Below are 23,186 nucleotides of genomic sequence, written 5' to 3' on the forward strand. Positions count from 1 at the left end.
TAAAGTCACCGTATGGCGTCCCGTGATCCACGCTGGGTGTTGAAGGACCGCCCCTCGTTCACGTTGATCATCGGGCTGGTCATCACCGGCATTTGCGCTCTGGTCTCGTTCTCCTTCGACGTGCTCAACGGCGCTCCGGTGCAGTTCTTCATCGCGCTCGTGCTCGCGCTGGCCCCGGTGCCGCTGCTGCTGGCCGCCGTGCTGGCGCTGGACCGGATGGAGCCCGAGCCGCGCAGCAACCTGATCTTCGCCTTCGCCTGGGGCGCGGGCGTGGCGGTGCTGGTCGCCGGCGTGATCAACTCACTGAACCTGCACTACATCATCGACACGGCCAAGCTGTCGGAGGCCAGCGCGCGCAACATCGCCGCCACCTTCGGCGCGCCCGTGGTCGAGGAGACCATGAAGGGCCTGGTGCTGCTCGGGCTGCTCAGGTTCAGGCGGGCCGAGCTCGACGGGCCCACCGACGGCATCATCTACGCCAGCATGGTCGGGCTCGGCTTCGCGATGAGCGAGAACGTCAGCTACTACATCAACGCGCTCAACTCCGACCTCGGCGTCAAGGGCCTGGCGGTCACGGTGGTGCTGCGCGGCATCCTGTCGCCGTTCGCGCACCCGCTGTTCACCTCGATGATCGGCGTCGGCGTGGCCTACGCCGCCACCCGCAACGGGCCGGAGCGGGTGGTCTACGTGCTGGCCGGTTGGTCGGGCGCGATGCTGCTGCACGGGCTGTGGAACGGGCTGGCCTCCTACGGCGGCATCCCCGGGCTCGTGGTGGCCTACCTGACACTGCTGGTCGTGCTGCTGGTGATGATCGGCGTGGTGTTCAGGGACCGGCGGCGCATCGTCGCGCTCATCCAGCGCTACCTGCCGCCGTACGAGCCGACCAAGCTGGTCAGCCAGGCCGACATCTACATGTTGTCCACCTTCCCCAGGCGCAGGCAGGCCAGGCAGTGGGCCAAGGCGTACGGCGGCAAGCCCGGGCTGCGCGCGATGCGCGACTACCAGCTCGCCGCGACCGAGCTGGGCCTGCTGCACGAACGGGCCGGCCGCCACATGATCGACGAGCGGACCTTCCACGTGGAGCAGCGGGCGCTGCTGGAGTGCATGAGCACGGCCCGCTCCGGGTTCCCGGTGCCCAGCGTGCACGCCCGCACCTTCGCCCAGGGCACGCCGCCGCCCGGTTACGCGCCTGGCGCGCCGGGCTGAGACAGGATCCGGCGCAGCGAGGTCTCGGCCGGGCCGGGGAAGACCGGGTCGGAGTGCAGCACCAGCGCGTCGGCGGCTGCCTTGGCGGTGGCGAACAGCTCCCTGGCGGCGTAGACGTAGGTGGCGGCCGCCCACCGCTTGGTGGAGTCGTCGCCCACCCCGTACGTGGCCAGCCCCGCCGTCCGGCACAGGGCGACCGCCCTGGGCAGGTGGAAGACCTGCGTGACCACGGTCACCCGCTCGGCGCCGAACACCTTCCTGGCCCGCACGCACGAGTCCCAGGTGTCGAACCCGGCGTAGTCGAGCACCATCACCGAGCCGGGCACGCCCAGGCGCAGCAGGTAGTCGCGCATGGCGGTGGGCTCGTCGTAGTCGGCGCGGCTGTTGTCGCCCGACAGCAGCAGGGCGCGCACCTTGCCGCCGTGGTAGAGCCGCGCGGCGATCTCCAGCCTGCTGGCCAGCATGGGGGAGGGCTGTCCGGCGAACAGGCCGGCGCCGAGCACCAGCGCGGCCTGCGCGGGCGGCACCCTGGCCAGCCAGCCGTCGGTGCCTGCCACCACGCGGTGCGGCGAGCTGTCGAGCCAGGCCCACGTCATCGGGGCCAGCGCGAGCACGCTGACCGCCACCAGGGCCTGGTACGCGCGCCGCAGCGTCCGGCGGGTGGGGCGGACTTTTCGCAGCAAATCGCACGCCTTCCAGGGCGGGGGAGGGGCCGACCTTTCCCCTCATACCCTGGCATATGCGATCAGACGGCGGCGGCCGCTTCGGTGGGGGAGCGGGGCGAATCGGCCTCCAACTGCCCCCGGGTGCGCAGCGACGTCACCGCGTTCAATGCCGCGATCCACACCAGCGTCGAACCGAGCACGTGCAGGCCGACCAGGAACGCGGGCACCGCCAGGAAGTACTGGGTGTAGCCGATCACGCCCTGGGCCAGCTCGACCGCGAACAGCGCCAGCGCCGCCCGGCGCGCGTTCCTGGGCGCGTCGCTCACGTGCAGCGCGAACAGCAGCGCGAACGTCAGCCCCACCACGACGTAGACGATGTCGGCGTGCAGCCGCGCCACGGCCTCGATGTCCAGGTCGAAGCGGGAGGCCAGCACGTCGCCCGAGTGCGGCCCGGTGCCGGTGACCACCACGCCGGCCACCAGCAGCGCGAACACCGCCGCCAGCAGCACCCAGCCGAGCCTGCGCACGTCGCGGTGCGCCACGCGCACGGCAGGGCCGTCGCCCTCGCCCGCGCGGGCGTAGAGCATCCAGCAGGCCGCGATCAGCCCGATGGACAGCAGGTAGTGCATGCCCACCGTGAACGGGTTGAGCGCGGTCCTGACCACCACGCCGCCCCACAGCGCCTGCGCCACGATGCCGGCCGGCTGCAGCCAGGCCAGGCGCACCAGCGACGCGCGGCGCGGCCTGAGGCGCATGGCCGCGATCAGGCAGGCCGCGCCCACGGCCAGCACCAGGAACGTGAAGAGCCGGTTGCCGAACTCGATGGCCATGTTGACCCACGAGATGTCGTCGTGCGCCACCGGGACGAAGCTGTCGGGTGTGCACTTGGGCCAGGTCGGACAGCCCAGCCCGGACCCCGACACCCGGACCACCGCGCCCGTCAGCGTGATGCCCGCGTTCGCCACCACGGCCGCCAGCGCCCAGCCCCGCAGCGAGGCCGGGGTGGGTGCCCAGAACGACAGCAGCCGGCGCACGAGAGGGTTGGGGTGGTCCGTGGGTAGCTTCACGTCAACGATGGTACGGGCCGGGCCGGGCGGTCCTTTCACCAGCTCGCGCAACGCCAAGGTATGTGACATATTACTGAGAGGAGGTGAGGATGTCCGACGTGATCGTCGTCGGCGCCGGGGTCGTGGGCGCCGCGTGCGCCTACTACGCGGCGCGTGCGGGTCTCGACGTGACCGTGCTCGACCGGGGGCCCGTCGCGGGCGGCACCACCGGATCGGGTGAGGGCAACGTCCTCGTCTCGGACAAGGAGCCGGGTCCCGAGCTGGAGCTGGCGCTGCTGTCCAACGGGCTGTGGCGGGAGCTGGCGGAGCTCGGCGGGTTCGAGTTCGAGCCCAAGGGCGGCCTGGTCGTCGCCGAGACCGGCGAGGTTCAGCGGCGGCTGCTCGACCTGGCCGCCGAGCAGAAGGTCGACCACGTGCCCGTGGCCGGCTCGGCCCTGCGTGAATACGAACCCCATCTGGCCGACGGCCTGGCCGGCGGCGTGTACTACCCGCAGGACGCCCAGGTCCAGCCCATGCTGGCGGCGGCCAGGCTGCTGCGGGCCGGCGCCTCCTCCTACGGTCACGGCGCGCTGCGCCTGCGGCTCGGCGTCACCGTGACCGGGTTCCTGCGCTCCGGCGACCGGGTGACCGGCGTGCGCACGACCTCGGGCGACGTGCTCGGCGGCGCGGTGATCAACGCCGCTGGCACGTGGGGCGGCGAGGTGGCCGCACTGGCCGGCGTGCACCTGCCGATCCTGCCCAGGCGCGGCTTCATCCTGGTGACCGAGCCGCTGGCGCGGCCGCTGATCAGGCACAAGGTGTACACCGCCGCCTACGTCACCAACGTGGCCAGCTCGTCGGCGGGGCTGGAGACGTCCGCGGTGGTCGAGGGCACCCCGGCGGGGACCGTGCTGATCGGGGCCAGCAGGGAGCGGGTCGGGTTCGACCGGACCACGTCCGTGCCCGTGCTCGCCCGGCTGGCCGCCCAGGCGGTCGCGTTGTTCCCGGCGCTGCGCGAGGTGCGGGCGATCAGGTCGTACTGCGGGTTCCGGCCGTACTGCCCCGACCACCTGCCGGTCATCGGGGCCGACCCGCGCGCGCCCGGGCTCTACCACGCCTGCGGGCACGAGGGCGCGGGCATCGGGCTCGCCCCCGCCACCGGGCGGCTCATCGCCGGGCTGCTCACCGGCGAGCGGCCCGAGCTCGACCTGGAGCCGTTCCGCCCCGACCGCTTCGACCCCGCCGCACCGGCCGCGCAGGAGGCGCAGTGACCGAGCCGTTCCACATCACCGTCGACGGGCGTCAGGTGCCCGTGTCGCCCGGTCAGAGCATCGGCGCGGCCCTGCACGCGGCCGGCGTGCGCGCCTGGCGCAGCACCCGGTTCGGCGGGCGGCCGCGCGGGCTGTTCTGCGGCATCGGGGTGTGCTTCGACTGCCTGATCTCGGTGAACGGACGCACCCCCGAGCGGGCCTGCCTGGCCGAGGCCGCGCCTGGCGACGAGGTGACGACGTCATGAGCCACGACCTCATGAGCCACGACCTCATGAGCCACGACGTCGTGAGCCACTCCATGAGTTACGACCTCGTGGTCATCGGCGGGGGGCCCGCCGGGGTCGCCGGCGCGCTCACCGCGGCCCTGGGCGGCCTGCGGGTGGCGCTGCTCGACGCGTCTGCCCGGCTCGGCGGCCAGTACTTCAGGCACCAGGCGGGCGACGATTCGGGCCCGCAGGGGTTCGACCGGTTCCTGCGCCAGTGCCGGGCGCTCGGCGACCGGGCCGAGGTGCTGCTCAAGCACCAGGTGTGGAGCGTCACCCGCGACCAGGACGCCCACCTGGACCAGGACGGCAACCTGGACCGCGACGGCCACCTGGACCGCGACGCCCGCCTGGACCGGGACGGCCACCTGGACCGCGACGGCCGCTTGATCGTGCACGCCGTCACCGCCGACCGGCGTCCCGTCACGCTGCGCGCGCGGCACGTGCTCATCGCCACCGGCGCCTACGACCGCCCGCTGCCCTTCACCGGCTGGGACCTGCCCGGCGTGCTCACGGCCGGCGGCGCGCAGGCGCTGCTCAAGGGCAACGGCGTGGTGGCCGGACGGCGGATCGTCGTGTCCGGCACCGGGCCGTTCCTGTTGCCCGTGGCGGCGGGCCTGGCCGGGGCCGGGGCCGAGGTGATCGGCGTGTTCGAGGCCAACGGCGGGCTGGGGCTGGCCCGTCACCCGGTGCTGGCGCTCGGCAAGGCCGGTGAGGCGCTCGGCTACGGGCTGCGGCTGGCCGGGGCGCGGGTGCCGTACCTGACCCGGCAGGCGGTGGTGGCCGCGCACGGCCGCGACGAGCTGGAGTCCGTCACGGTCGCGCGGCTCGACCGGAACTGGAACGTTCTCGCCACCCGGCGCGTGGCCTGCGACACGCTCGCGGTCGGCTACGGGTTCGTGCCGCAGATCGACCTGGGCACGCAGCTCGGCTGCCGGACGCGCGCCGACGTCGACGGCAGCCCGGTGCTGGCCGTCGACGCACTCCAGCGCACCGACGTGCCCGGGGTGTGGGCGGCCGGCGAGCCCACGGGCGTGGGCGGCTGGCGCCTGGCCGCGCTCGAAGGCCGCATCGCCGGCCTCGCCATCGCCAGAAGCCACGCCGTCACGGCCACGAGCCGCGCCGTCACCGCCACGAGCCGCGCCGTCACCGCCACGAGCCGCGCCGTCACCGGCGGCAGGACGCCCGAGCGGCCCGGCGACGCCGGCGTCCCCGAGGCGCTGGTGCGCCGGCGTGAGCGGATGCGTGCGTTCGGCGCGGCGCTGCAGCGGGCCTACCCCGTCGCGCCCGGCTGGCGCACCTGGCTGCGCGACGACACGCTGGTGTGCCGGTGCGAGGAGGTGCCGCTGGCCGCGATCAGGCAGGCCCAGGACCTGGGCGCGACCGACGCGCGCTCGGTCAAGTCGCTGGCCAGGCCCGGCATGGGCTGGTGCCAGGGCCGCATGTGCGGCTACGCCGTCTCCTGCCTGGTCGGTGAGCCGCAGCGGCCGCCGCGCCGTCCGATCGCCCAGCCGGTGACCCTCGGCGCCCTCGCCGAGACCGTTGAGGACCCCGCTCCCTAAACTGACCCCCACATTGGAGGATTTTTCATGGCGAATCGCAGCAAGCCCTGGCACGGCGTCATGGTGGCGACCGCACTGCCCCTGCGCGACGACCTGTCGGTCGACCTCGACGCCTACGACGAGCACTGCCGGTGGCTGGTCGCGAACGGGTGCGACGGCGTCGTCCCGAACGGCTCCCTGGGCGAGTACCAGACGCTCACCGAGGCCGAGCGCGCCGCGGTGGTCGACACCGCCGTCGCCGCCGTCGGCGGCCAGAACGTGATGGCCGGGATCGGCGCGTACGGCGCGGCCGAGTCGCGCCGCTGGGCCGAGCGCGCGGCCGAGGCGGGCTGCGGCTCGGTGCTGCTGCTGCCGCCCAACGCCTACCGGGCCGACGAGCGCGCGGTCTTCGCCCACTACCGCGAGGTGGCCAAGGCAGGCGTGCCGATCGTCGCCTACAACAACCCCTATGACACCAAGGTCGACCTCACCCCCGCGCTGCTGGCCAGGCTGCACGAGGAAGGGCTGATCGTCGCGGTCAAGGAGTTCACCGGCGACCCGCGCCGCGCCTACGAGCTCGCCGAGCTGGCCCCCGGGCTCGACCTGCTGATCGGCTCCGACGACGTGCTGCTCGAACTGGCCCTGGCCGGGGCGGTCGGCTGGATCGCCGGCTACCCCAACGCGCTGCCCGCCTCCAACGTCGCCCTCTACCACGCGGCCCTGTCCGGCGACCTGGACACCGCGCTGCCCCTGTACAAGACGCTGCACCCGCTGCTGCGCTGGGACTCCAAGACCGAGTTCGTCCAGGCCATCAAGCTGTCGATGGACCTGGCCGGACGGCGCGGCGGCCCGTGCCGTCAGCCCAGGCAGCCGCTCACCGACGAGCAGGCCGCCGTCGTGCGCGCCGCCACCGAGAAGGTGCTCGCAGAGGGCCTGCGATGAGGACGAAGCGGGTCTTCCACGCCGTCGACTCCCACACCGAGGGCATGCCCACGCGCGTCATCACCGGCGGCGTCGGCGTGATCCCCGGCGCGAGCATGGCCGAGCGGCGCATCCACTTCCGCGACCACCTCGACCACATCCGCAGGCTGCTGATGAACGAGCCGCGCGGCCACGCCGCCATGAGCGGCGCCATCCTGCAGCCGCCCACCAGGCCGGACGCCGACTGGGGCGTGCTGTTCATCGAGGTGTCCGGGCTGCTGCCGATGTGCGGCCACGGCACCATCGGCGTGGCCACCGTGCTGGTCGAGACCGGCATGGTGGAGGTCGTCGAGCCGGTCACCACGGTCCGGCTGGAGGTGCCCGCCGGGCTGGTCGTGGTGGACGTGGCCGTCCAGGACGGCATGGCCACCTCCGTCACGCTGCGCAACGTGCCCTCCTACAGCGCCAGGCTCGACGCCGCCGTCACCGTGCCCGGTTTCGGGGAGATCGGCTACGACCTGGCCTACGGCGGCAACTTCTACGCCATCGTCGACCTCGACGCCTACGGCCTGCCCTTCGACCGCAAGGCCAAGAACGAGATCCTGGCCGCCGGCCTGGCCACCATGGAGGCGATCAACGCCGCCGACGAGCCGGTGCACCCCGAGGACGACCGCATCCGCGGCGTGCACCACGTCTACTTCGCCGCGCCGGGCTCCGACGCGCACCACTCGCGGCACGCCATGGCCATCCACCCCGGCTGGTTCGACCGCTCGCCCTGCGGCACCGGCACCAGCGCCCGCATGGCCCAGCTGCACGCGCGCGGCGAGCTGCCGCTGGGCAGGGACTTCGTCAACGAGTCGTTCATCGGCACCCGCTTCATCGGCAGGCTGATCGAGGACGCCACCGTGGGCGGACGGCCCGCCGTGGTCCCGTCGATCACCGGCCGGGCCTGGGTCACCGGCACCGCCCAGTACTTCCTCGACCCCCGCGACCCGTTCCCCGAAGGGTTCGAACTGTGAGCGAGCGCGACCCGGGCCCGCTGGTCACCACCGTCGACTACCACACCGGCGGCGAGCCGTTCCGGATCGTCACCGGCGGCGTGCCCGACATCCCCGGCTCCACCGTGCTCGAACGCCGCGCCAACGCCGGCCGCGCGGCCGACCACGTGCGCCGGCTGCTGTGTCACGAGCCGCGCGGCCACGCCGACATGTACGGCTGCTTCCTGGTGCCGCCCGACGACCCGGGCGCGCACCTCGGCGTGCTGTTCTGGCACAAGGACGGCTACTCCACCGCCTGCGGGCACGGCACGATCGCGCTGGGCGCGTACGCGGTGCACGAGGGCCTGGTCAAGGCCGACCCGGACGGCGAGACCGACGTCGTGGTGGACGTGCCGTCCGGGCGGGTCACGGCCCGGGTGCGCTGCCGGGAGGGCCGGGTCGCCGCGGTCACGTTCGTCAGCGTGCCGTCGTACGTGATCGCCCGCGGCGTCCCCGCGGGCGGCGTCGCGGTGGACGTCTCCTACGGCGGCGCGATCTACGCCTCCGTCCCGGCCGCGGCGTTCGGTCTCACGGTCGAGCCGAGGCACCTGACCGCGCTCATCGCGCACGGCCGCCGGATCAAGGCCGACCTGGCCGGGCACCCTGCCGCCACGCATCCGGACGACGACCGGCTGTCGGGCATCTACGGCGTCATCTTCTACGACGAGCTGCCCGACGTGGACGGGCAGGCGCACCAGCGCAACGTCACCGTCTTCGCCGACGGCGAGGTGGACCGATCGCCCTGCGGCTCGGGCACCGCGGCCAGGATGGCGCTGCTGCACGACGCGGGGCTGCGCGGCCCGCTGATCCACGACAGCATCGTGGGCAGCACGTTCCGCGCCCGGGTGACCGGCGAGAGCGGGCGCGGCGTCGTGCCCGAGATCGAGGGCATGGCCTACCGCACCGGTCGGCACACCTTCGAGCTCGACCAGGACGACCCGCTCGGCACCGGGTTCACGCTGCGATGAGCGAGCGAACCCAGGCCGCGGCGAGCGGGCTGCCCTACCTCGACGCCGGCACGCTGGAGCGCCTGGTGCCGGTGCGCCGGGCGGTGCGGCTGCTCGGCGACGCGCTGCGCGGCGGGCTCGACCCCGAGGACACGCCGCAGCGCTCGGCCGTGGACCTGCCCGCCGGCCAGTTGCTGCTGATGCCCGCCGCCGCCGGGCGCTACGCCGGCGTCAAGGCGGTGAGCGTGGCCCCGGGCAACGCCGGGCGCGGGCTGCCCCGCATCCAGGGCACGTATCTGCTGCTGGCCGGCGACACGCTCACCCCGCTGGCCGCCATGGACGGGATCGCGCTCACCTCGCTGCGCACGCCGGCGGTGTCCGCGCTGGCCGCGGACCACCTCGCCGAGCCCGCGGCGGCGAACCTGGTGGTGTTCGGCTCCGGGCCGCAGGCATGGGGGCACGTGGTGGCGTTCGCGCAGATCAGGCCGGTCGAGCGGGTGACGGTCGTGGGCCGTGACGCGGCCCGCGCCGAGGCGCTGGCGGCCCGCTGCGCCGAGCTGGGGCTCACCGCCCGCGCACTGACCGGCGACGGCGGCTCACCGGCGGTGGCGCGGGCGGTCGCCGAGGCCGATCTCATCGCCTGCTGCACCACCGCCAGAGAGCCGCTGTTCCCCGGTAAGCTCGCCCGCGACGGGGCCACCGTGGTCGCGGTCGGCTCGCACGAGCCGGACGCGCGCGAGCTCGACGGCGACCTCGTCGCCCGCGCCACCGTGGTCGTCGAGGCCCGAGCGGCCGCGCTCGCCGAGGCCGGGGATGTGATCATCCCGATCCGTCACGGTACGATCGCCACTGGTCATCTCGCCGGGAACCTCGCCGAGCTGGTCGCCGGGCAGGTGACGCCCGGTCCCGGCCCACGCGTGTTCAAGAGCACGGGCATGGCGTGGGAGGACCTGGTGATCGCGGCTGCCGCGTACGAGGCGTGGATCTAGGGAAGGGATGGGCGGATGGCTGCCGAGGACCGGCTCGACCTGCCGATGGTGGGAGAGCGGCAGAGCCTGCGCGAGCAGGTGGCGCACGCGTTGCGCGCCGCGCTGATCACCGGCGAGATGCGGCCGGGCGTGGTCTACTCCGCCCCGGTCCTGGCCGCCCAGTTCGGCGTCTCGGCCACGCCGGTGCGCGAGGCCATGCTCGACCTGGCCAAGGAGGGCCTGGTCGAGGCCGTGCGGAACAAGGGCTTCCGGGTGACCGAGCTGTCCGAGCGCGACCTGGACGAGCTCACCGAGATCCGCCAGCTCATCGAGGTGCCCACCGTCGCCCGCCTGGCCGACACCGCGCGCGCCGACGCCTTCGACCGGCTCAAGCCGATCGCCGAGGAGATCGTCTCGGCCGCCGAGCGCGGCGACCTGCTCGGCTACGTCGACGCCGACCTGCGCTTCCACGTGGAGCTGCTGACGCTGTCGGGCAACGCCCACCTGGTGGAGGTGGTCAGGGACCTGCGCAACCGGGCCCGGCTGTACGGGTTGTCGCAGCTCGCGGAACGCGGCACGCTCGGCGACTCCGCCCGCGAGCACCTGGCCCTGCTGGAGGCGCTGAAGAACGGCGACTCGGCCGCGGTGGCCCAGATCATGTCCGAGCACATCGGCCACGTCCGCACCATCTGGGCCCAGCCCCACTGACGTCGCACGCGCCGATCCAGGACCGAGCACACCAGGCGGCGGGTACCCTCAAGCCAGGGCCCCCAAACCCCCGGGAAACCACGTTCCCGGCGCGCCTGCGGCACGCCGCCGCCCGGGTGCCCTCCACCGCTTCGGTCCAGCGGATCCCCGCACCTCCGCTGGCCTTCACCGGGCTCGGCCTCCCCGCCCACCATCGGCCGAGCCCGCCGCCGCGCGCCTGGGGCTCGTCCGCAGGCGCGCGGCGGCCCCCGGGCCCATCAGACCCCCAGGCCGCTCAGGACTGCCCGTCAGGGCTGCCGCGACGTACGGGTCGAGCCCAGGCTGGCGGCCACGATGCAGAGCACCGCCACCCACTGCTGCACCTGCAGGATCTCGCCCAGCAGCAGCACGCCGATCAGCGCCGCCACGGCCGGCTCCAGGCTCATCAGGATGCCGAACACGTGCTTGGGCATCCGCCGCAGCGCGTTCAGCTCCAGCGAGTACGGGATCACCGACGACAGCAGCCCCACGCCCAGCCCGATGAGCAGCAGCTCCGGCTGGAACAGCTCGGCGCCTCCGGTGCTCACCCCGACGGGGGCGATCGCCACCGCGGCCACCAGCATCGCGAACGCCAGCCCGGACGTGCCGGAGAACCGCTGTCCCACGGCCGCGGACAGCAGGATGTACAGCGCCCAGCACGCCCCCGCGACCAGCGCGAACGCGATCCCGACCCACCCCACGGAGCCCGACTCGCCCCACGGCGCGAACAGCGCCACCCCGGCGCCGGCCAGCGCGACCCACAGCAGGTCGAGCCGCCGCCGTGAGGCGGCCACGGCCACGCCGAGCGGCCCGAGGAACTCGATGGCCACGGCCACGCCCAGCGGCAGCCGCGCCATCGCCTCGTAGAAGGTGAGGTTCATCACGGCCAGCGTCAGCCCGAACGCGACGCCCACGGCCAGGTCGCGCCGGCTCAGGCCCTTCAGCCGGGGCCGCACCACCGCGGCCATGACCAGCGCCCCGGTCGCGATGCGCAGGAACACCACCGCGCTCGGCGGCAGCGCGGCGAACAGCTCCTTGGCGAACCCGGCGCCGAGCTGCACCGAGACGATCCCCAGGAACACCAGCCCGGACGGCGGGACGGAGCCGGCCGCGTTACGCAGGAGCCGGCCCGCATCGGGCAGGCGGGGTCGACGATCGAAGGGTTCGTCGATGGCGAAGTCGGTCACGGCACTCCTCACAGGCGCAGAGCAATCAGGGAAGCCTACTGACCTCGCCGGACATGTCCGCCTCTAGGGTGGTAGGTCCCCGGCCCCCGAAATTTGATCATGGACTCATGACCCCCACCGCACCGCCCGCCGTCCTGACCCGGCCGCCGCTCGCGTTGTCGGCCGCCTCGTTCGTCAGCAGCTTCGACCGGCTGGCCGTCAGCCCCATGCTCGTGCTGATCGCCGCCGACCTGGGCGTGCCGCTGGCCGCCGCGGTCGTCGCGGCCAGCGGCTACTACCTGGCCTACGGGCTGACACAGCCGCTCTGGGGCGTGCTGTCGGACCGGTTCGGGCGGGTCAGGGTGATGCGCGTGGCCCTGCTCGGCGCGGCGCTGGCCGGGCTCGCCTCGGCCGTCATGCCCGCACTCGGCGCGCTGATCGCGGCCAGGACGGTCACCGGCGCCTGCTTCGGCGCGGTCATCCCCACCGGGCTCACCTACGTCGGCGACACCGTGCGCCCGGCGCTGCGCCAGCGCGCGCTCACCGACCTGATGGCCGCGGCCGCGCTCGGCACCGCGCTGGCCACCGGGCTCGGCGGCGCGCTGGCCGACCTGGTGGACTGGCGGGTGGTGTTCACCGTGCCCGCGGTGCTCGCCCTGGCCTGCGCGCTGACCCTGCGCGCGCTGCCCGAGCCGGGCCGCGCGGCGGCCGCCCTGGGCGTGCGCGCGCACGTGGCGGCGGTGCTGCGCAAGCCGTGGGCGCTGCTGGTGTTCACGCTGGCCTGCGTCGAGGGCGCGGTCCTGCTCGGCACGATGCCGTTCCTGGCCACCGCGCTGCAGCACCACGGGGTGAACGCGACCGTCGCCGGACTGGCCGTCACCGGCTACGGGCTCGGCGTCTGGGCGTTCTCCCGGCTGGTCAAGCGCCTGGCCCGGACGTGGCCCGCCTGGCGGCTGATCGCCGTCGGCGGCGCGCAGATGTGCGCGGGACACGTCCTGGTCGCCGTGGACGCGAGCCTGGCCGCGGTCGCCGCGGCCGCGCTGCTGTTCGGCGCGGGCTGGTCGTTCATGCACTCGTCGCTGCAGACCTGGGCCACCTCCGTGGCGCCGGAGGCCAGGGGAACCGCCGTGGCGTTCTTCGCCGCCTCGCTGTTCATCGGCAGCGCGCTCGCCTCGTGGGCGGCCGGGCCGCTGGCCGACCGGGGCGCGTACGCGCTGCTGTTCGGCCTGTCGGCGGCCGTGACGCTGCCGCTGACCGCGGTGGCCGCGCTCACCAGGCGGCGCTACGCCTCACTCCCACCGGAACGTACGGGAGGCCAGCCCGAGTGACAGCACCGCCCAGCCGAGCAGCACCGCCAGCGGCGCCAGCGGCAGCGCGGCCCCCTGGGCCAGCACGGAGCGCAGCCCGCCGGTGAGCGCCGAGATGGGCAGCAGCTCCAGCGCGCCGCGCACCCCGGAAGGGAACTTCGACAGCGGGAACAGCACCCCGCCCGCGCCGAGCAGCAGCAGGTAGACCAGGTTGGCCGCGGCCAGCGTGGCCTCCGCCCGCAGCACGCCCGCCATGAGCAGCCCGAGCCCGCTGAAGGCCGCGGTGCCGGCCACGATCAGCAGCGCCGCGCCCAGGAACGACCCCTGCGGCCGCCAGCCCAGCGCCAGGCCCACGCCGATGATCAGCACGACCTGGATGAGCTCCACCGACACCACGGCCGCCGTCTTGGCCAGCATCAGCCCCGGCCTGGACAGCGGCGTGGCGCCCAGCCGCTTCAGCACCCCGTAGCGGCGCTCGAAGCCGGTGGCGATGGCCTGCCCGGTGAACGCGGTGGACATCACCGCCAGCGCCAGCACGCCGGGCACCAGGAAGTCGACGCGGCTGCCGCCGCCGATGTCGATGATCGGCGCCAGCGAGAAGCCGACCAGCAGCAGCACCGGGATGATCAGCGTCAGCAGCAGCTGCTCGCCGTTGCGCAGCATCGCGCGGATCTCCGCGCCGGTCTGCGCCGCCACCATGCGCGGGAACGGGGCCGCGCCAGGGGCGGGGGTGAAGTCGAGCGCGGTCGTCATCGCGGCCTTTCCCTGGGCGTCCGAGTGGGTCATCGCAGCTCCCTGCCGGTCAGCTCCAGGAAGACGTCCTCCAGCGTGCGGCGTTCGATGCGCAGGTCGTCGGCGGTGACGCCCTCGGCCGCGCACCACGCGGTCACCGTGGCCAGCAGCTCCGGGCCGACCTGGCCCTCGATGATGTAGTGGCCGGCCGGTGACTCCTTGGCCGCGCTGCCGTCGGGCAGGGCGTTCAGCAGCTCCTCCAGCGCCAGCCCCGGACGGGCGCGGAAGCGCAGCTGCCGCTCGGCGCCGGTGAGCGAGGCCGGGCTGCCCTCGGCCACCACCCGGCCCCTGTCGATGATCACCACGTGGTCGGCCAGGCGTTCTGCCTCGTCCATGTGGTGCGTGGTCAGCACCACCGAGACGCCGGCCGCGCGCAGCTCGCCCACCAGCTCCCAGCACGCGTGCCTGGCCTGCGGGTCGAGCCCGGCGGTCGGCTCGTCGAGAAAGACCAGCTCGGGCCGGCCGATGACGGCCGCGGCCAGCGACAGCCGCTGCTGCTGGCCGCCCGACAGCCGCCGGTACGGCGTGCGCGCGTGCTCGGCCAGGCCGAGCCGGGTCAGCAGGGCCCCGGCGTCGAGCGGCCGGGCGTGGAAACGCGAGACCAGGCGCAGCCAGTCGGCGCAGCGCATCGCCGGGGGCACCCCGCCGGCCTGCAGCATGACGCCGATCCTGGGCCGCAGCGCGGGCAGCTCGGGCGGGCTGCCGAGCACCCGGACGGTGCCCGCGTCGGCCCTGCGGAACCCCTCGCAGATCTCCACCGTGGACGTCTTGCCCGCCCCGTTGGGGCCGAGGACGGCGGTGACGGCGCCGAGCTCGGCACGCAACGTCAGGCCGTCGATCGCGGTGGCGCCGCCGTATCGCTTGACCAGGTCGATGATCTCGACGGCTGGGGATTCCATGGCCACGAGTTTAGGGACTGCCAGGCCCGGTCCGGCCCGCAGGCCAGCGTGTCCGGATGTGGACACGCCGGGATGGGGCGTTTAGCGTCGCGCATGGGGCGGGGGTGAAAGTCTGAAAGCGGAATCACACACAGGGAGGTTGCAGTGTCGCAACGCAGTGGATTCGACCCTGGAGTGCCATGCTGGGTGGACTTGTCCAGCACCGATGTACCGGCCTCCGTACGCTTCTACGGTGAGATCTTCGGCTGGCAGGCCGACATGAACCCCGATCCGGCCGCCCGCGGGTACGGTCAGTTCCGGCTCAACGGCCGCAAGGTGGCCGGAATCGGCCCGATCCAGGCCCCGGGCATGCCCACGGTCTGGAACACCTACGTCGCCACCGAGGACGCCGCCATGGCCGCCGACCGGGTGAAGAACTCCGGCGGCACGATCATCATGGAGCCCACGCCGATCTTCGACGCGGGCACCATGGCCGCCTTCCAGGCGCCCGACGGCTCGTACGCCTCCGTCTGGCAGCCGGGCGAGCACCTCGGCGCCGAACTGGTCAACGAGCCCGGCGCGTTCTGCTGGAACGAGCTGGTCACCCGCGACCCGGCCGAGGCGCGGCGGTTCTACTCGGCCGTCTTCTCCTGGACGCCCGCCGATCTCGAGCTCGACGGCGCGACCTACACCGAGCTGCGCGTCGGCGAGAAGAGCATCGCCGGGATGATGCCGATGCCGGCCGATCTGCCGCCGGAGACGCCGTCGTACTGGATGACCTACTTCGCGGTCGCCGACCTCGACACCACCGTCGGCGCGGCCGAGCGCGCGGGGGCCACGGTCATGGTCGGCAGGATGGACGCCCCCGAGGGGCCGTTCGCGATGCTGACCGACCCGCAGGGCGGGGCGTTCTCCGTCATCCAGCTCAACGAGTCGCGATGAAGAAATATCCGGAATAGGGGAATGCGGAAGGCCTCTTTTCCCGTTTGACCCCTCGGCCCTCGTGGGTCACAGCCGCCTGCGAGGGAGAGGGGTTCCCCCATGTCCGTGGCAGACGCCACGTCATCCGACCAATCCACCATTCGACTCGCCACGCCGTCCGCCGACGCGGGGACGGACGGGGACTCCCGGGTCAGGCGCGGCCTGCTGCTGCTGATCCTGGGCGCGCTGTCGGCGATCGGGCCGCTGTCGATCGACATGTACCTGCCCGCGCTGCCCGCCATCACCGGCGAGATGCTCAGCGTCCCCGCCCAGGTCCAGCTCACGCTCACCGCCTGTCTCATCGGCGTCTCGGTCGGCCAGGTGGTCGCCGGGCCGGTCAGCGACGTGCGCGGGCGGCGGCTGCCGCTGCTGGTGGGCGTGGGCGGCTTCGCGGTGGCCTCGCTGCTGTGCGCGTTCGCGCCCTCGGTGCCGGTGCTCATCGTGCTGCGCCTGCTGCAGGGCATGCTGGGCGGCGCGGCGCTGGTGATCGTCCGCGCGGTCGTGCGCGACCTGTACGACGGCGCCGCCATCGCCCGCATCTTCGCCACGCTCATGCTGGTCAGCGGCCTGGCCCCGATCCTGGCCCCCATCGCGGGGGCCCAGCTGCTGGCGTTCACCTCCTGGCGCGGCGTCTTCGTCGCGCTGGCCGTGGCCGGTCTGGTGCTGCTGGTGGCGGTGCTGGCCGGGGTGCGCGAGACCCTGCCCGCCGAGCGGCGCGAGGGCGGCGGGCTCAAGCACACCGCGCGCACGTTCTGGCAGCTCCTGCGCGACCGCTCGTTCATGGGCAGCGCGCTCACGGGCGGGCTGTCGTTCGCCGCCATGTTCGCCTACATCTCCGGCTCGCCGTTCGTGCTGCAGGAGGTCTACCGGGCCACGCCGCAGCAGTATTCCCTCATCTTCGGGCTCAACGCGCTCGGGCTGACCCTCATGGCCCAGCTCGGCGGGCGCCTGGCCGGCCGGGTGCAGCCGGCCAGGATCGTCACGATCGGCCTGGTCATCGCCCTGGCGGGCGGCGCGCTCCTGCTGGCGGCCGCCACCATCGGGCTCGGTCTGGGCGGCATCGTGGCCGGCCTGTTCGTCATCATGGCGGGCCAGGGCCTGGTGCTGCCGGGCACCGGCGCGATGGCGCTGGCCGGGCAGCCGCAGCAGATCGCCGGCAGCGCCGCGGCGCTGCAGGGCGTGCTGCAGTTCGCGCTCGGCTCGATCGCCGCGCCGCTCGTCGGCGTGGTGGGCGCGGGCACGGCGATGCCGATGGCCGTCCTCATGGTCGTGCTCGTGGCCGGCTCGGCGCTGACCTTCACCCTGCTCGGACGTCGAGTTAGGTAAGGCTAACCAACGTGAGAAATTGCATTCCCGGGTCTTCCCGATCCGTTTGTGCGGCGGGAAGGAATTACGGCACACTGATGTTGTGAAAAACATGCCCACCATCGAGCCAGGCAGCGAGCGCAGCACACGTGCCCGCGTGGCCAGGCTGATTCTGGAGCATGGTCCGATCGCGGCCGCCGCCCTGGGCGAGCGGCTGGGGCTCACGCCCGCCGCCGTGCGGCGTCATCTCGACGCGCTGGTGGACGACGGAATGATAGAGCCTCGAACGGTGCGCCCGCGCGGACAGCGCGGACGCGGACGGCCGGCCAAGCTGTTCGCCATCACCGACGCGGGGCGCAGTGCTTTCGAACATGCCTATGACGACCTGGCCGGCAGCGCCCTGCGCTTCCTGGCCGAGCGCATGGGCGAGGAAGCGGTGGCCGACTTCGCCCGCTCGCAGGTCTCGAGCCTGCTGAAGCGGCTGGAGCCGGTCATGCGGACGGTGCCGGCGGATCAGCGCGTGCAAGTGCTGGCGCAGGCGCTGTCGGCGGAGGGGTACGCCGCCTCGGCCACCAAGGCCAAGTCGGGCGGCGACCAGCTCTGCCAGCACCACTGCCCGGTGGCCCACGCGGCGGCGGAGTTCCCGCAGCTGTGCGAGGCCGAGACGGAGGCGTTCGCGCAACTGCTCGGCACCCCGGTGCAGCGCCTGGCCACCATCGCCCACGGCGATGGGGTCTGCACGACACACGTGAGCCCGACCTCGTTGGGCGAATCCGCACATAGAGGCAAGAGCCTTAACGAAGAGAGCAAGGAGACCGGAAGGTGACTGTCACCGACCGCCCGGAGCTGGAAGGCCTCGGGAATTACAAGTTCGGCTGGGCCGACCCGGATGCCGCGGGTGCGGCGGCCAAGCGTGGCCTGTCCGAGGAGGTCGTCCGCAACATCTCCGCGCTCAAGAACGAGCCGGAGTGGATGCTCGACCTTCGCCTGAAGGGCCTCCGCCTGTTCGACAAGAAGCCGCTGCCCACCTGGGGCTCCGACCTCACCGGCATCGACTTCGACAACATCAAGTACTTCGTGCGCTCCACCGAGAAGCAGGCCGCTTCCTGGGACGAGCTGCCCGCCGACATCAAGAACACCTACGACAAGCTCGGCATCCCCGAGGCGGAGAAGCAGCGCCTCATCGCCGGTGTCGCCGCCCAGTACGAGTCCGAGGTCGTCTATCACAAGATCCGTGAGGACCTCGAGGAGAAGGGCGTCATCTTCGTCGACACCGACACGGGCCTGAAGGAGCACGAGGAGCTCTTCAAGGAGTACTTCGGCTCGGTCATCCCGGTCGGCGACAACAAGTTCGCCGCGCTCAACACCTCCGTGTGGTCCGGTGGCTCGTTCATCTACGTGCCGCCGAACGTCGAGGTCGAGATCCCGCTGCAGGCCTACTTCCGGATCAACACCGAGAACATGGGCCAGTTCGAGCGGACCCTGATCATCGTGGACGAGAACTCCTACGTCCACTACGTCGAGGGCTGCACCGCGCCGATCTACTCCAGCGACTCGCTGCACAGCGCCGTCGTCGAGATCATCGTGAAGAAGAACGCCCGCTGCCGTTACACGACCATCCAGAACTGGTCGAACAACGTCTACAACCTGGTCACCAAGCGCGCCGTCGCCTACGAGGGCGCGACCATGGAGTGGATCGACGGCAACATCGGCTCCAAGGTCACCATGAAGTACCCGGCCGTCTACCTGATGGGCGAGCACGCCAAGGGCGAGACGCTGAGCGTCGCCTTCGCCGGCGAGGGCCAGCACCAGGACGCCGGCTCCAAGATGGTGCACCTGGCGCCCAACACCAGCTCCAGCGTCATCTCCAAGTCGGTGGCGCGCGGCGGCGGCCGCACCTCCTACCGCGGTCTCGTGCAGATCGAGGAGGGCGCGCACGGCAGCGCCAGCACCGTCAAGTGCGACGCCCTGCTGGTCGACCAGATCAGCCGCTCCGACACCTACCCGTACGTCGACGTGCGGGAAGACGACGTGTCGATGGGCCACGAGGCCACGGTCTCCAAGGTCAGCGAAGACCAGCTGTTCTACCTCATGAGCCGCGGGCTCGAAGAGGACGAGGCGATGGCGATGATCGTGCGCGGCTTCGTCGAGCCGATCGCGCGTGAGCTGCCCATGGAATACGCGCTCGAGCTCAACCGGCTGATCGAGCTGCAGATGGAAGGAGCCGTCGGCTGATGGGCCTGAACGAGAAGCCCCACGAGTCCAACGCGCGCCTCCGGCACGACACCCTGCATGGGAAGTCGTCCTTCGACCTGGCCGACTTCGAGGTGCCGAGCGGGCGCGAGGAGGCGTGGCGCTTCACGCCGCTCTCGCGCCTGAAGGGCCTGCACAACGGCAAGGCCGTCTCTCCCGAGGCGGTCGGCCACGTCCGGCTCGACGTCGACGCGGCCCCTGAGGTCACCGTCGAGACGGTCGGCCGCGACGACGCCCGCCTGGGCAAGGCGTTCGAGCCGACCGACCGGGTCAGCGCGCAGGCCTGGACCAGCTTCGAGAAGGCCACCGTGATCACGGTGCCGCGCGAGGCCGTCACGTCCAAGCCGACCGTGCTCACCTTCACCGGTGAGGGCGACGGCGCCGCCTACGGCCACATCGTGGTCAAGGTGGAGCCGATGGCCGAGGCCGCGATCGTGCTCGACCACAAGGGCAGCGCCGTCTACGCCGACAACATCGAGTTCGTCGTCGGCGACGGCGCCACGCTCAAGGTCGTCAGCCTGCAGGACTGGGACGACGACGCGGTCCACGTGTCGCACCACCACGCCCAGCTCGCCAAGGACGCCACCTTCCGCAGCTTCGTCGTGACGCTCGGCGGCGACCTGGTCCGCCTGTCGCCCAGCGTGGCCTACACCGCGCCGGGCGGCGACGCCGACATGTCCGGCGTCTACTTCGTCGACGCCGGCCAGCACCTGGAGCACCGCCTCCTGGTCGACCACTCGCAGCCCAACTGCAAGTCCAACGTCGACTACCGGGGCGCGCTGCAGGGCGACGAGGCGCACGCCGTCTGGATCGGCGACGTCATCATCAGGGTCGAGGCCGAGGGCACCGACACCTACGAGCTCAACCGCAACCTCATCCTCACCGACGGCGCCCGCGCCGACTCGGTGCCCAACCTGGAGATCCTCACCGGCGAGGTCGCGGGAGCGGGGCACGCCTCCGCCTCCGGCCGCCTCGACGACGAGCACATCTTCTACCTCCAGGCCCGCGGCATCCCCTACGACGAGGCCCGCCGCCTGGTCATCAGGGGCTTCCTCGGCCAGCTCATCGAGAAGATCCAGATCGACGAGATCCGCGAGCGCGTGCTCAGCGCCGTGGAGGCGGAGCTCACGCGATGAGCGCGTTCGAGAAGGTCTGCAAGCTCGCCGACATCCCGGATGACGGCGTCATCGGCGTGGAGGTCGGCGAGACCCCGGTCGCGCTGGTGCGCAAGGGCGACGACGTCTTCGCCCTGCACGACATCTGCTCGCACGCCGAGGTGAAGCTGAGCGAGGGCGAGGTCTACGACGGCACGCTGGAGTGCTGGCTGCACGGCTCGTGCTTCGACATCCGCTCCGGCAAGCCCACCGGTCCGCCCGCGACCAAGCCCGTGAACGTCTACACAGTCAAGATCGACGGCGATGACGTCCTCGTCTCGCTCTCGAAGGAGTCATAAACACATGTCCACCCTTGAGATCCGTGACCTGAAGGTCGCCGTCGAGGACAAGGAAATCCTGCGCGGCGTCAACCTGACCGTGAAGGCCGGCGAGACCCACGCCATCATGGGCCCCAACGGCTCGGGCAAGTCCACGCTCGCCTACGCGATCGCCGGTCACCCGAAGTACACCATCACCGGCGGCCAGGTCCTGCTCGACGGCGTCGACCTGCTGGAGCTGTCGGTCGACGAGCGGGCCCGCGCCGGCCTGTTCCTGGCCATGCAGTACCCGGTCGAGGTGCCCGGCGTGTCGGTGTCGAACTTCCTGCGCTCGGCCGTCACCTCCGTCCGCGGCGAGGCGCCCAAGCTGCGCGAGTTCGCCAAGGACCTCAAGGCCGGCATGGACGCCCTGTCCATCGACCCCGCCTTCGCCCAGCGCAACCTCAACGAGGGCTTCTCCGGCGGTGAGAAGAAGCGCCACGAGATCCTCCAGATGGAGCTGCTCAAGCCGAAGATCGCCGTCCTCGACGAGACCGACTCCGGTCTCGACGTCGACGCGCTGCGCGTCGTCTCCGAGGGCATCAACCGCTTCCGCTCCACCGGCGAGACCGGCGTGCTGCTGATCACGCACTACACCCGCATCCTGCGCTACGTGAAGCCCGACTTCGTGCACGTCTTCGCCGGCGGCCGCATCGTCGAGGAAGGCGGCCCCGAGCTGGCCGACAAGCTCGAGTCCGAGGGCTACGAGCAGTACACGAAGGCGTCTGCATGACGAATCTCAGCTTTGACGTGGAGAAGATCAGGGAAGACTTCCCGATCTTCTCCCGCGAGCTGCCCGACGGGCGCCCGCTCGTCTATCTCGACTCGGGCAACTCCTCGCAGAAGCCCAACCAGGTCATCGAGACCATGCGTGAGCACCTGGCGCTGCACTACAGCAACGTCGGGCGCGCCATGCACGTGCTGGGCTCGGAGTCGACCGAGGCGTACGAGGGCGCTCGCGACAAGATCGCGGCGTTCGTCGGCGCGCCCTCGCGCGACGAGGTGATCTTCACCAAGAACGCCTCCGAGGCGCTCAACCTGGTCGCCTACGCCTTCGGCAACCCGTCGAACACCGACCCGCGCTTCACCCTCGGCCCCGGCGACGAGATCGTCATCTCCGAGATGGAGCACCACTCCAACATCGTGCCCTGGCAGCTGCTCGCGCAGCGCACCGGCGCGACGCTGAAGTGGTTCGGCGTCACCGACGAGGGCCGGCTCGACCTCGACCTCTCGGTGATCACCGAACGGGCGAAGATCGTCTCGATCGCGCACCAGTCGAACGTGCTCGGCACCGTCAACCCGGTCGCCGAGGTGCTGGGGCGCGCCCGCGAGGTGGGCGCGCTGGTCATGCTCGACGCCTCGCAGTCGGTGCCGCACCACCCGGTGAACGTGGCCGGGCTGGGCGTCGACTTCGTCGCCTTCACCGGGCACAAGATGGTCGGCCCGTCCGGCATCGGTGTGCTCTGGGGGCGTTCGGAGCTGCTGGAGGCCATGCCCCCGTTCCTGGGCGGCGGCGAGATGATCGAGGCGGTCTGGATGGACCGCTCGACCTACGCGCCCGTGCCGCACAAGTTCGAGGCGGGCACGCCGCCGATCGTCGAGGCCATCGGTCTCGGCGCGGCCGTCGACTACCTGTCGGCCATCGGCATGGAGGCGATCGAGGCGCACGAGCGCACGCTGACCGCCTACGCGCTCGACGCCCTGCGCGAGGTGTCCGGGCTGCGTCTGATCGGCCCGTCCACGCTGGAGCAGCGCGGCGGCACGGTGGCGTTCACACTGGAAGGTGTGCACCCGCACGATGTCGGGCAGATCCTCGACGACCAGTTCGGTGTCGCGGTCCGCGTGGGTCACCACTGCGCCAGGCCGCTGCACCTGCGCTTCGGAATACCCGCGACCACGCGGGCGTCGTTCTACCTGTACAACACCACGGGCGAGATCGACGCCCTGGTGCGCGGCCTCCATCACGTCCAGAAGGTGTTCGCATAGCCATGATCGGCGAGTCGATGTACCAGGAGCTGATCCTGGAGCACTACAAGCACCCGCAGGGGCGGGGGCTGCGCGAGCCGTACGACGCCGAGGTTCACCACGTGAACCCGACGTGCGGCGACGAGATCACGCTCAGGGTCAAGGTGGGCGACGCCGGTAAGATCGAGGACGTCTCCTACGACGGCCAGGGCTGTTCCATCAGCCAGGCCGCCGCCTCGGTGCTGCACGAGCTGACCACCGGCTCCACGGTCGAGCAGACGCTCTCGGTCGTCGACGAGTTCACCAGGCTCATGCAGGGCAGGGGACAGGTGGAGGCCGACGAGGAGGTGCTCGGCGACGCCGTGGCGTTCGCGGGAGTGGCCAAGTTCCCCGCGCGCGTCAAGTGCGCGCTGCTCTCCTGGATGGCCTACAAGGACGCGGTTGTGAGGACAAGTGAGTGAGCGAAGCGAAGGAACC

The 23,186-nt window shown here is 72.2% G+C and carries 24 protein-coding genes; 19 read left to right on the forward strand and 5 right to left on the reverse strand.

Annotated features, from left to right (window positions below):
- Positions 1-12 precede the first annotated feature (12 nt).
- Positions 13-1,206, forward strand: a complete 1,194-nt coding sequence (locus tag HII36_RS00740; RefSeq protein WP_173521041.1) for a PrsW family intramembrane metalloprotease — start codon at positions 13-15, stop codon at positions 1,204-1,206.
- On the opposite strand, the gene HII36_RS00745 is transcribed toward HII36_RS00740, so the two are convergent.
- Both HII36_RS00745 and HII36_RS00750 read right to left on the reverse strand, forming a co-directional pair.
- Complete coding sequence (locus HII36_RS00745) at positions 1,182-1,889, reverse strand: SanA/YdcF family protein (RefSeq protein ID WP_236003053.1); 708 nt, start codon at positions 1,887-1,889, stop codon at positions 1,182-1,184. The genes HII36_RS00740 and HII36_RS00745 overlap by 25 nt on opposite strands.
- Positions 1,890-1,951: 62 nt before the next feature.
- The gene (locus tag HII36_RS00750; protein WP_328807536.1) at positions 1,952-2,938 is read right to left on the reverse strand and encodes a COX15/CtaA family protein; all 987 of its coding nucleotides are present in this window, start codon (positions 2,936-2,938) and stop codon (positions 1,952-1,954) included.
- 89 nt (positions 2,939-3,027) lie between these two features.
- On the opposite strand from HII36_RS00750, the gene HII36_RS00755 reads away from it, so the two are divergent.
- The 8 genes from HII36_RS00755 to HII36_RS00790 are packed head-to-tail and all read left to right on the forward strand — an operon-like array spanning position 3,028 to position 10,573.
- Positions 3,028-4,188 carry an NAD(P)/FAD-dependent oxidoreductase gene (locus tag HII36_RS00755; protein WP_173521043.1) on the forward strand — a complete coding sequence of 387 codons (1,161 nt, stop codon included), beginning with the start codon at positions 3,028-3,030 and terminating at the stop codon, positions 4,186-4,188.
- Complete coding sequence (locus HII36_RS00760; protein WP_173521044.1) at positions 4,185-4,433, forward strand: (2Fe-2S)-binding protein; 249 nt, start codon at positions 4,185-4,187, stop codon at positions 4,431-4,433. The genes HII36_RS00755 and HII36_RS00760 overlap by 4 nt, the downstream gene beginning before the upstream one ends.
- The gene (locus HII36_RS00765; protein WP_236003054.1) at positions 4,430-6,013 is read left to right on the forward strand and encodes an FAD-dependent oxidoreductase; all 1,584 of its coding nucleotides are present in this window, start codon (positions 4,430-4,432) and stop codon (positions 6,011-6,013) included. Before HII36_RS00760 ends, HII36_RS00765 begins: the two co-directional genes overlap by 4 nt.
- 27 nt (positions 6,014-6,040) lie before the next feature.
- A complete protein-coding gene (locus HII36_RS00770) occupies positions 6,041-6,934 on the forward strand; it encodes a dihydrodipicolinate synthase family protein (protein WP_173521045.1) in 894 nt (297 codons plus the stop codon).
- Positions 6,931-7,932 (forward strand): proline racemase family protein, encoded by a 1,002-nt coding sequence (locus tag HII36_RS00775; RefSeq protein WP_173521046.1) that lies wholly within the window; start codon positions 6,931-6,933, stop codon positions 7,930-7,932. The genes HII36_RS00770 and HII36_RS00775 overlap by 4 nt, the downstream gene beginning before the upstream one ends.
- Entirely contained in the window at positions 7,929-8,918 is a 990-nt protein-coding gene (locus HII36_RS00780) for a proline racemase family protein (protein ID WP_328807537.1), read from the forward strand. The genes HII36_RS00775 and HII36_RS00780 overlap by 4 nt, the downstream gene beginning before the upstream one ends.
- On the forward strand, positions 8,915-9,886 hold the full coding sequence (locus HII36_RS00785) for an ornithine cyclodeaminase family protein (protein ID WP_173521047.1): 972 nt from the start codon (positions 8,915-8,917) through the stop codon (positions 9,884-9,886). Before HII36_RS00780 ends, HII36_RS00785 begins: the two co-directional genes overlap by 4 nt.
- 15 nt (positions 9,887-9,901) lie before the next feature.
- Positions 9,902-10,573 carry a GntR family transcriptional regulator gene (locus tag HII36_RS00790; protein ID WP_173521048.1) on the forward strand — a complete coding sequence of 224 codons (672 nt, stop codon included), beginning with the start codon at positions 9,902-9,904 and terminating at the stop codon, positions 10,571-10,573.
- A 287-nt stretch (positions 10,574-10,860) separates the two neighbouring features.
- On the opposite strand, the gene HII36_RS00795 is transcribed toward HII36_RS00790, so the two are convergent.
- Entirely contained in the window at positions 10,861-11,778 is a 918-nt protein-coding gene (locus tag HII36_RS00795) for an EamA family transporter (RefSeq protein WP_173521049.1), read from the reverse strand.
- A gap of 107 nt (positions 11,779-11,885) precedes the next feature.
- On the opposite strand from HII36_RS00795, the gene HII36_RS00800 reads away from it, so the two are divergent.
- Positions 11,886-13,085, forward strand: a complete 1,200-nt coding sequence (locus HII36_RS00800; RefSeq protein ID WP_173521050.1) for an MFS transporter — start codon at positions 11,886-11,888, stop codon at positions 13,083-13,085.
- Here the strand turns inward: HII36_RS00800 and HII36_RS00805 are convergent.
- Positions 13,047-13,850, reverse strand: coding sequence for an ABC transporter permease (locus tag HII36_RS00805; protein WP_236003055.1), 804 nt, complete (start codon positions 13,848-13,850; stop codon positions 13,047-13,049). The genes HII36_RS00800 and HII36_RS00805 overlap by 39 nt on opposite strands.
- Positions 13,847-14,755: an ABC transporter ATP-binding protein gene (locus HII36_RS00810; protein WP_173521051.1), complete on the reverse strand. Its 909-nt coding sequence runs from the start codon at positions 14,753-14,755 to the stop codon at positions 13,847-13,849. The genes HII36_RS00805 and HII36_RS00810 overlap by 4 nt, the downstream gene beginning before the upstream one ends.
- 192 nt (positions 14,756-14,947) lie before the next feature.
- Between HII36_RS00810 and HII36_RS00815 the strand changes: the two genes are divergently transcribed.
- The 9 genes from HII36_RS00815 (at position 14,948) to sufU (ending at position 23,170) form a co-directional block, all read left to right on the forward strand.
- Complete coding sequence (locus tag HII36_RS00815) at positions 14,948-15,676, forward strand: VOC family protein (protein ID WP_173521052.1); 729 nt, start codon at positions 14,948-14,950, stop codon at positions 15,674-15,676.
- A gap of 99 nt (positions 15,677-15,775) precedes the next feature.
- Positions 15,776-17,041, forward strand: coding sequence for a multidrug effflux MFS transporter (locus HII36_RS00820; protein WP_173521053.1), 1,266 nt, complete (start codon positions 15,776-15,778; stop codon positions 17,039-17,041).
- 91 nt (positions 17,042-17,132) lie between these two features.
- Positions 17,133-17,846, forward strand: a complete 714-nt coding sequence (locus tag HII36_RS00825) for a helix-turn-helix transcriptional regulator (protein ID WP_173521054.1) — start codon at positions 17,133-17,135, stop codon at positions 17,844-17,846.
- Positions 17,843-19,255, forward strand: coding sequence for a Fe-S cluster assembly protein SufB (sufB, locus tag HII36_RS00830; protein WP_173521055.1), 1,413 nt, complete (start codon positions 17,843-17,845; stop codon positions 19,253-19,255). Before HII36_RS00825 ends, sufB begins: the two co-directional genes overlap by 4 nt.
- The gene (gene sufD, locus HII36_RS00835) at positions 19,255-20,409 is read left to right on the forward strand and encodes a Fe-S cluster assembly protein SufD (protein WP_173521056.1); all 1,155 of its coding nucleotides are present in this window, start codon (positions 19,255-19,257) and stop codon (positions 20,407-20,409) included. The genes sufB and sufD overlap by 1 nt, the downstream gene beginning before the upstream one ends.
- Positions 20,406-20,726 (forward strand): non-heme iron oxygenase ferredoxin subunit, encoded by a 321-nt coding sequence (locus HII36_RS00840; RefSeq protein WP_173521057.1) that lies wholly within the window; start codon positions 20,406-20,408, stop codon positions 20,724-20,726. Before sufD ends, HII36_RS00840 begins: the two co-directional genes overlap by 4 nt.
- Before the next feature lie 4 nt (positions 20,727-20,730).
- On the forward strand, positions 20,731-21,477 hold the full coding sequence (gene sufC / locus HII36_RS00845) for a Fe-S cluster assembly ATPase SufC (RefSeq protein WP_173521058.1): 747 nt from the start codon (positions 20,731-20,733) through the stop codon (positions 21,475-21,477).
- The gene (locus HII36_RS00850; protein ID WP_173521059.1) at positions 21,474-22,730 is read left to right on the forward strand and encodes a cysteine desulfurase; all 1,257 of its coding nucleotides are present in this window, start codon (positions 21,474-21,476) and stop codon (positions 22,728-22,730) included. The genes sufC and HII36_RS00850 overlap by 4 nt, the downstream gene beginning before the upstream one ends.
- Before the next feature lie 2 nt (positions 22,731-22,732).
- Positions 22,733-23,170, forward strand: coding sequence for a Fe-S cluster assembly sulfur transfer protein SufU (sufU, locus tag HII36_RS00855; protein WP_173521060.1), 438 nt, complete (start codon positions 22,733-22,735; stop codon positions 23,168-23,170).
- The last annotated feature ends 16 nt before the right edge of the window (positions 23,171-23,186 follow it).

This window comes from Nonomuraea antri (assembly GCF_013283785.1).
GTDB lineage: Bacteria > Actinomycetota > Actinomycetes > Streptosporangiales > Streptosporangiaceae > Nonomuraea > Nonomuraea antri.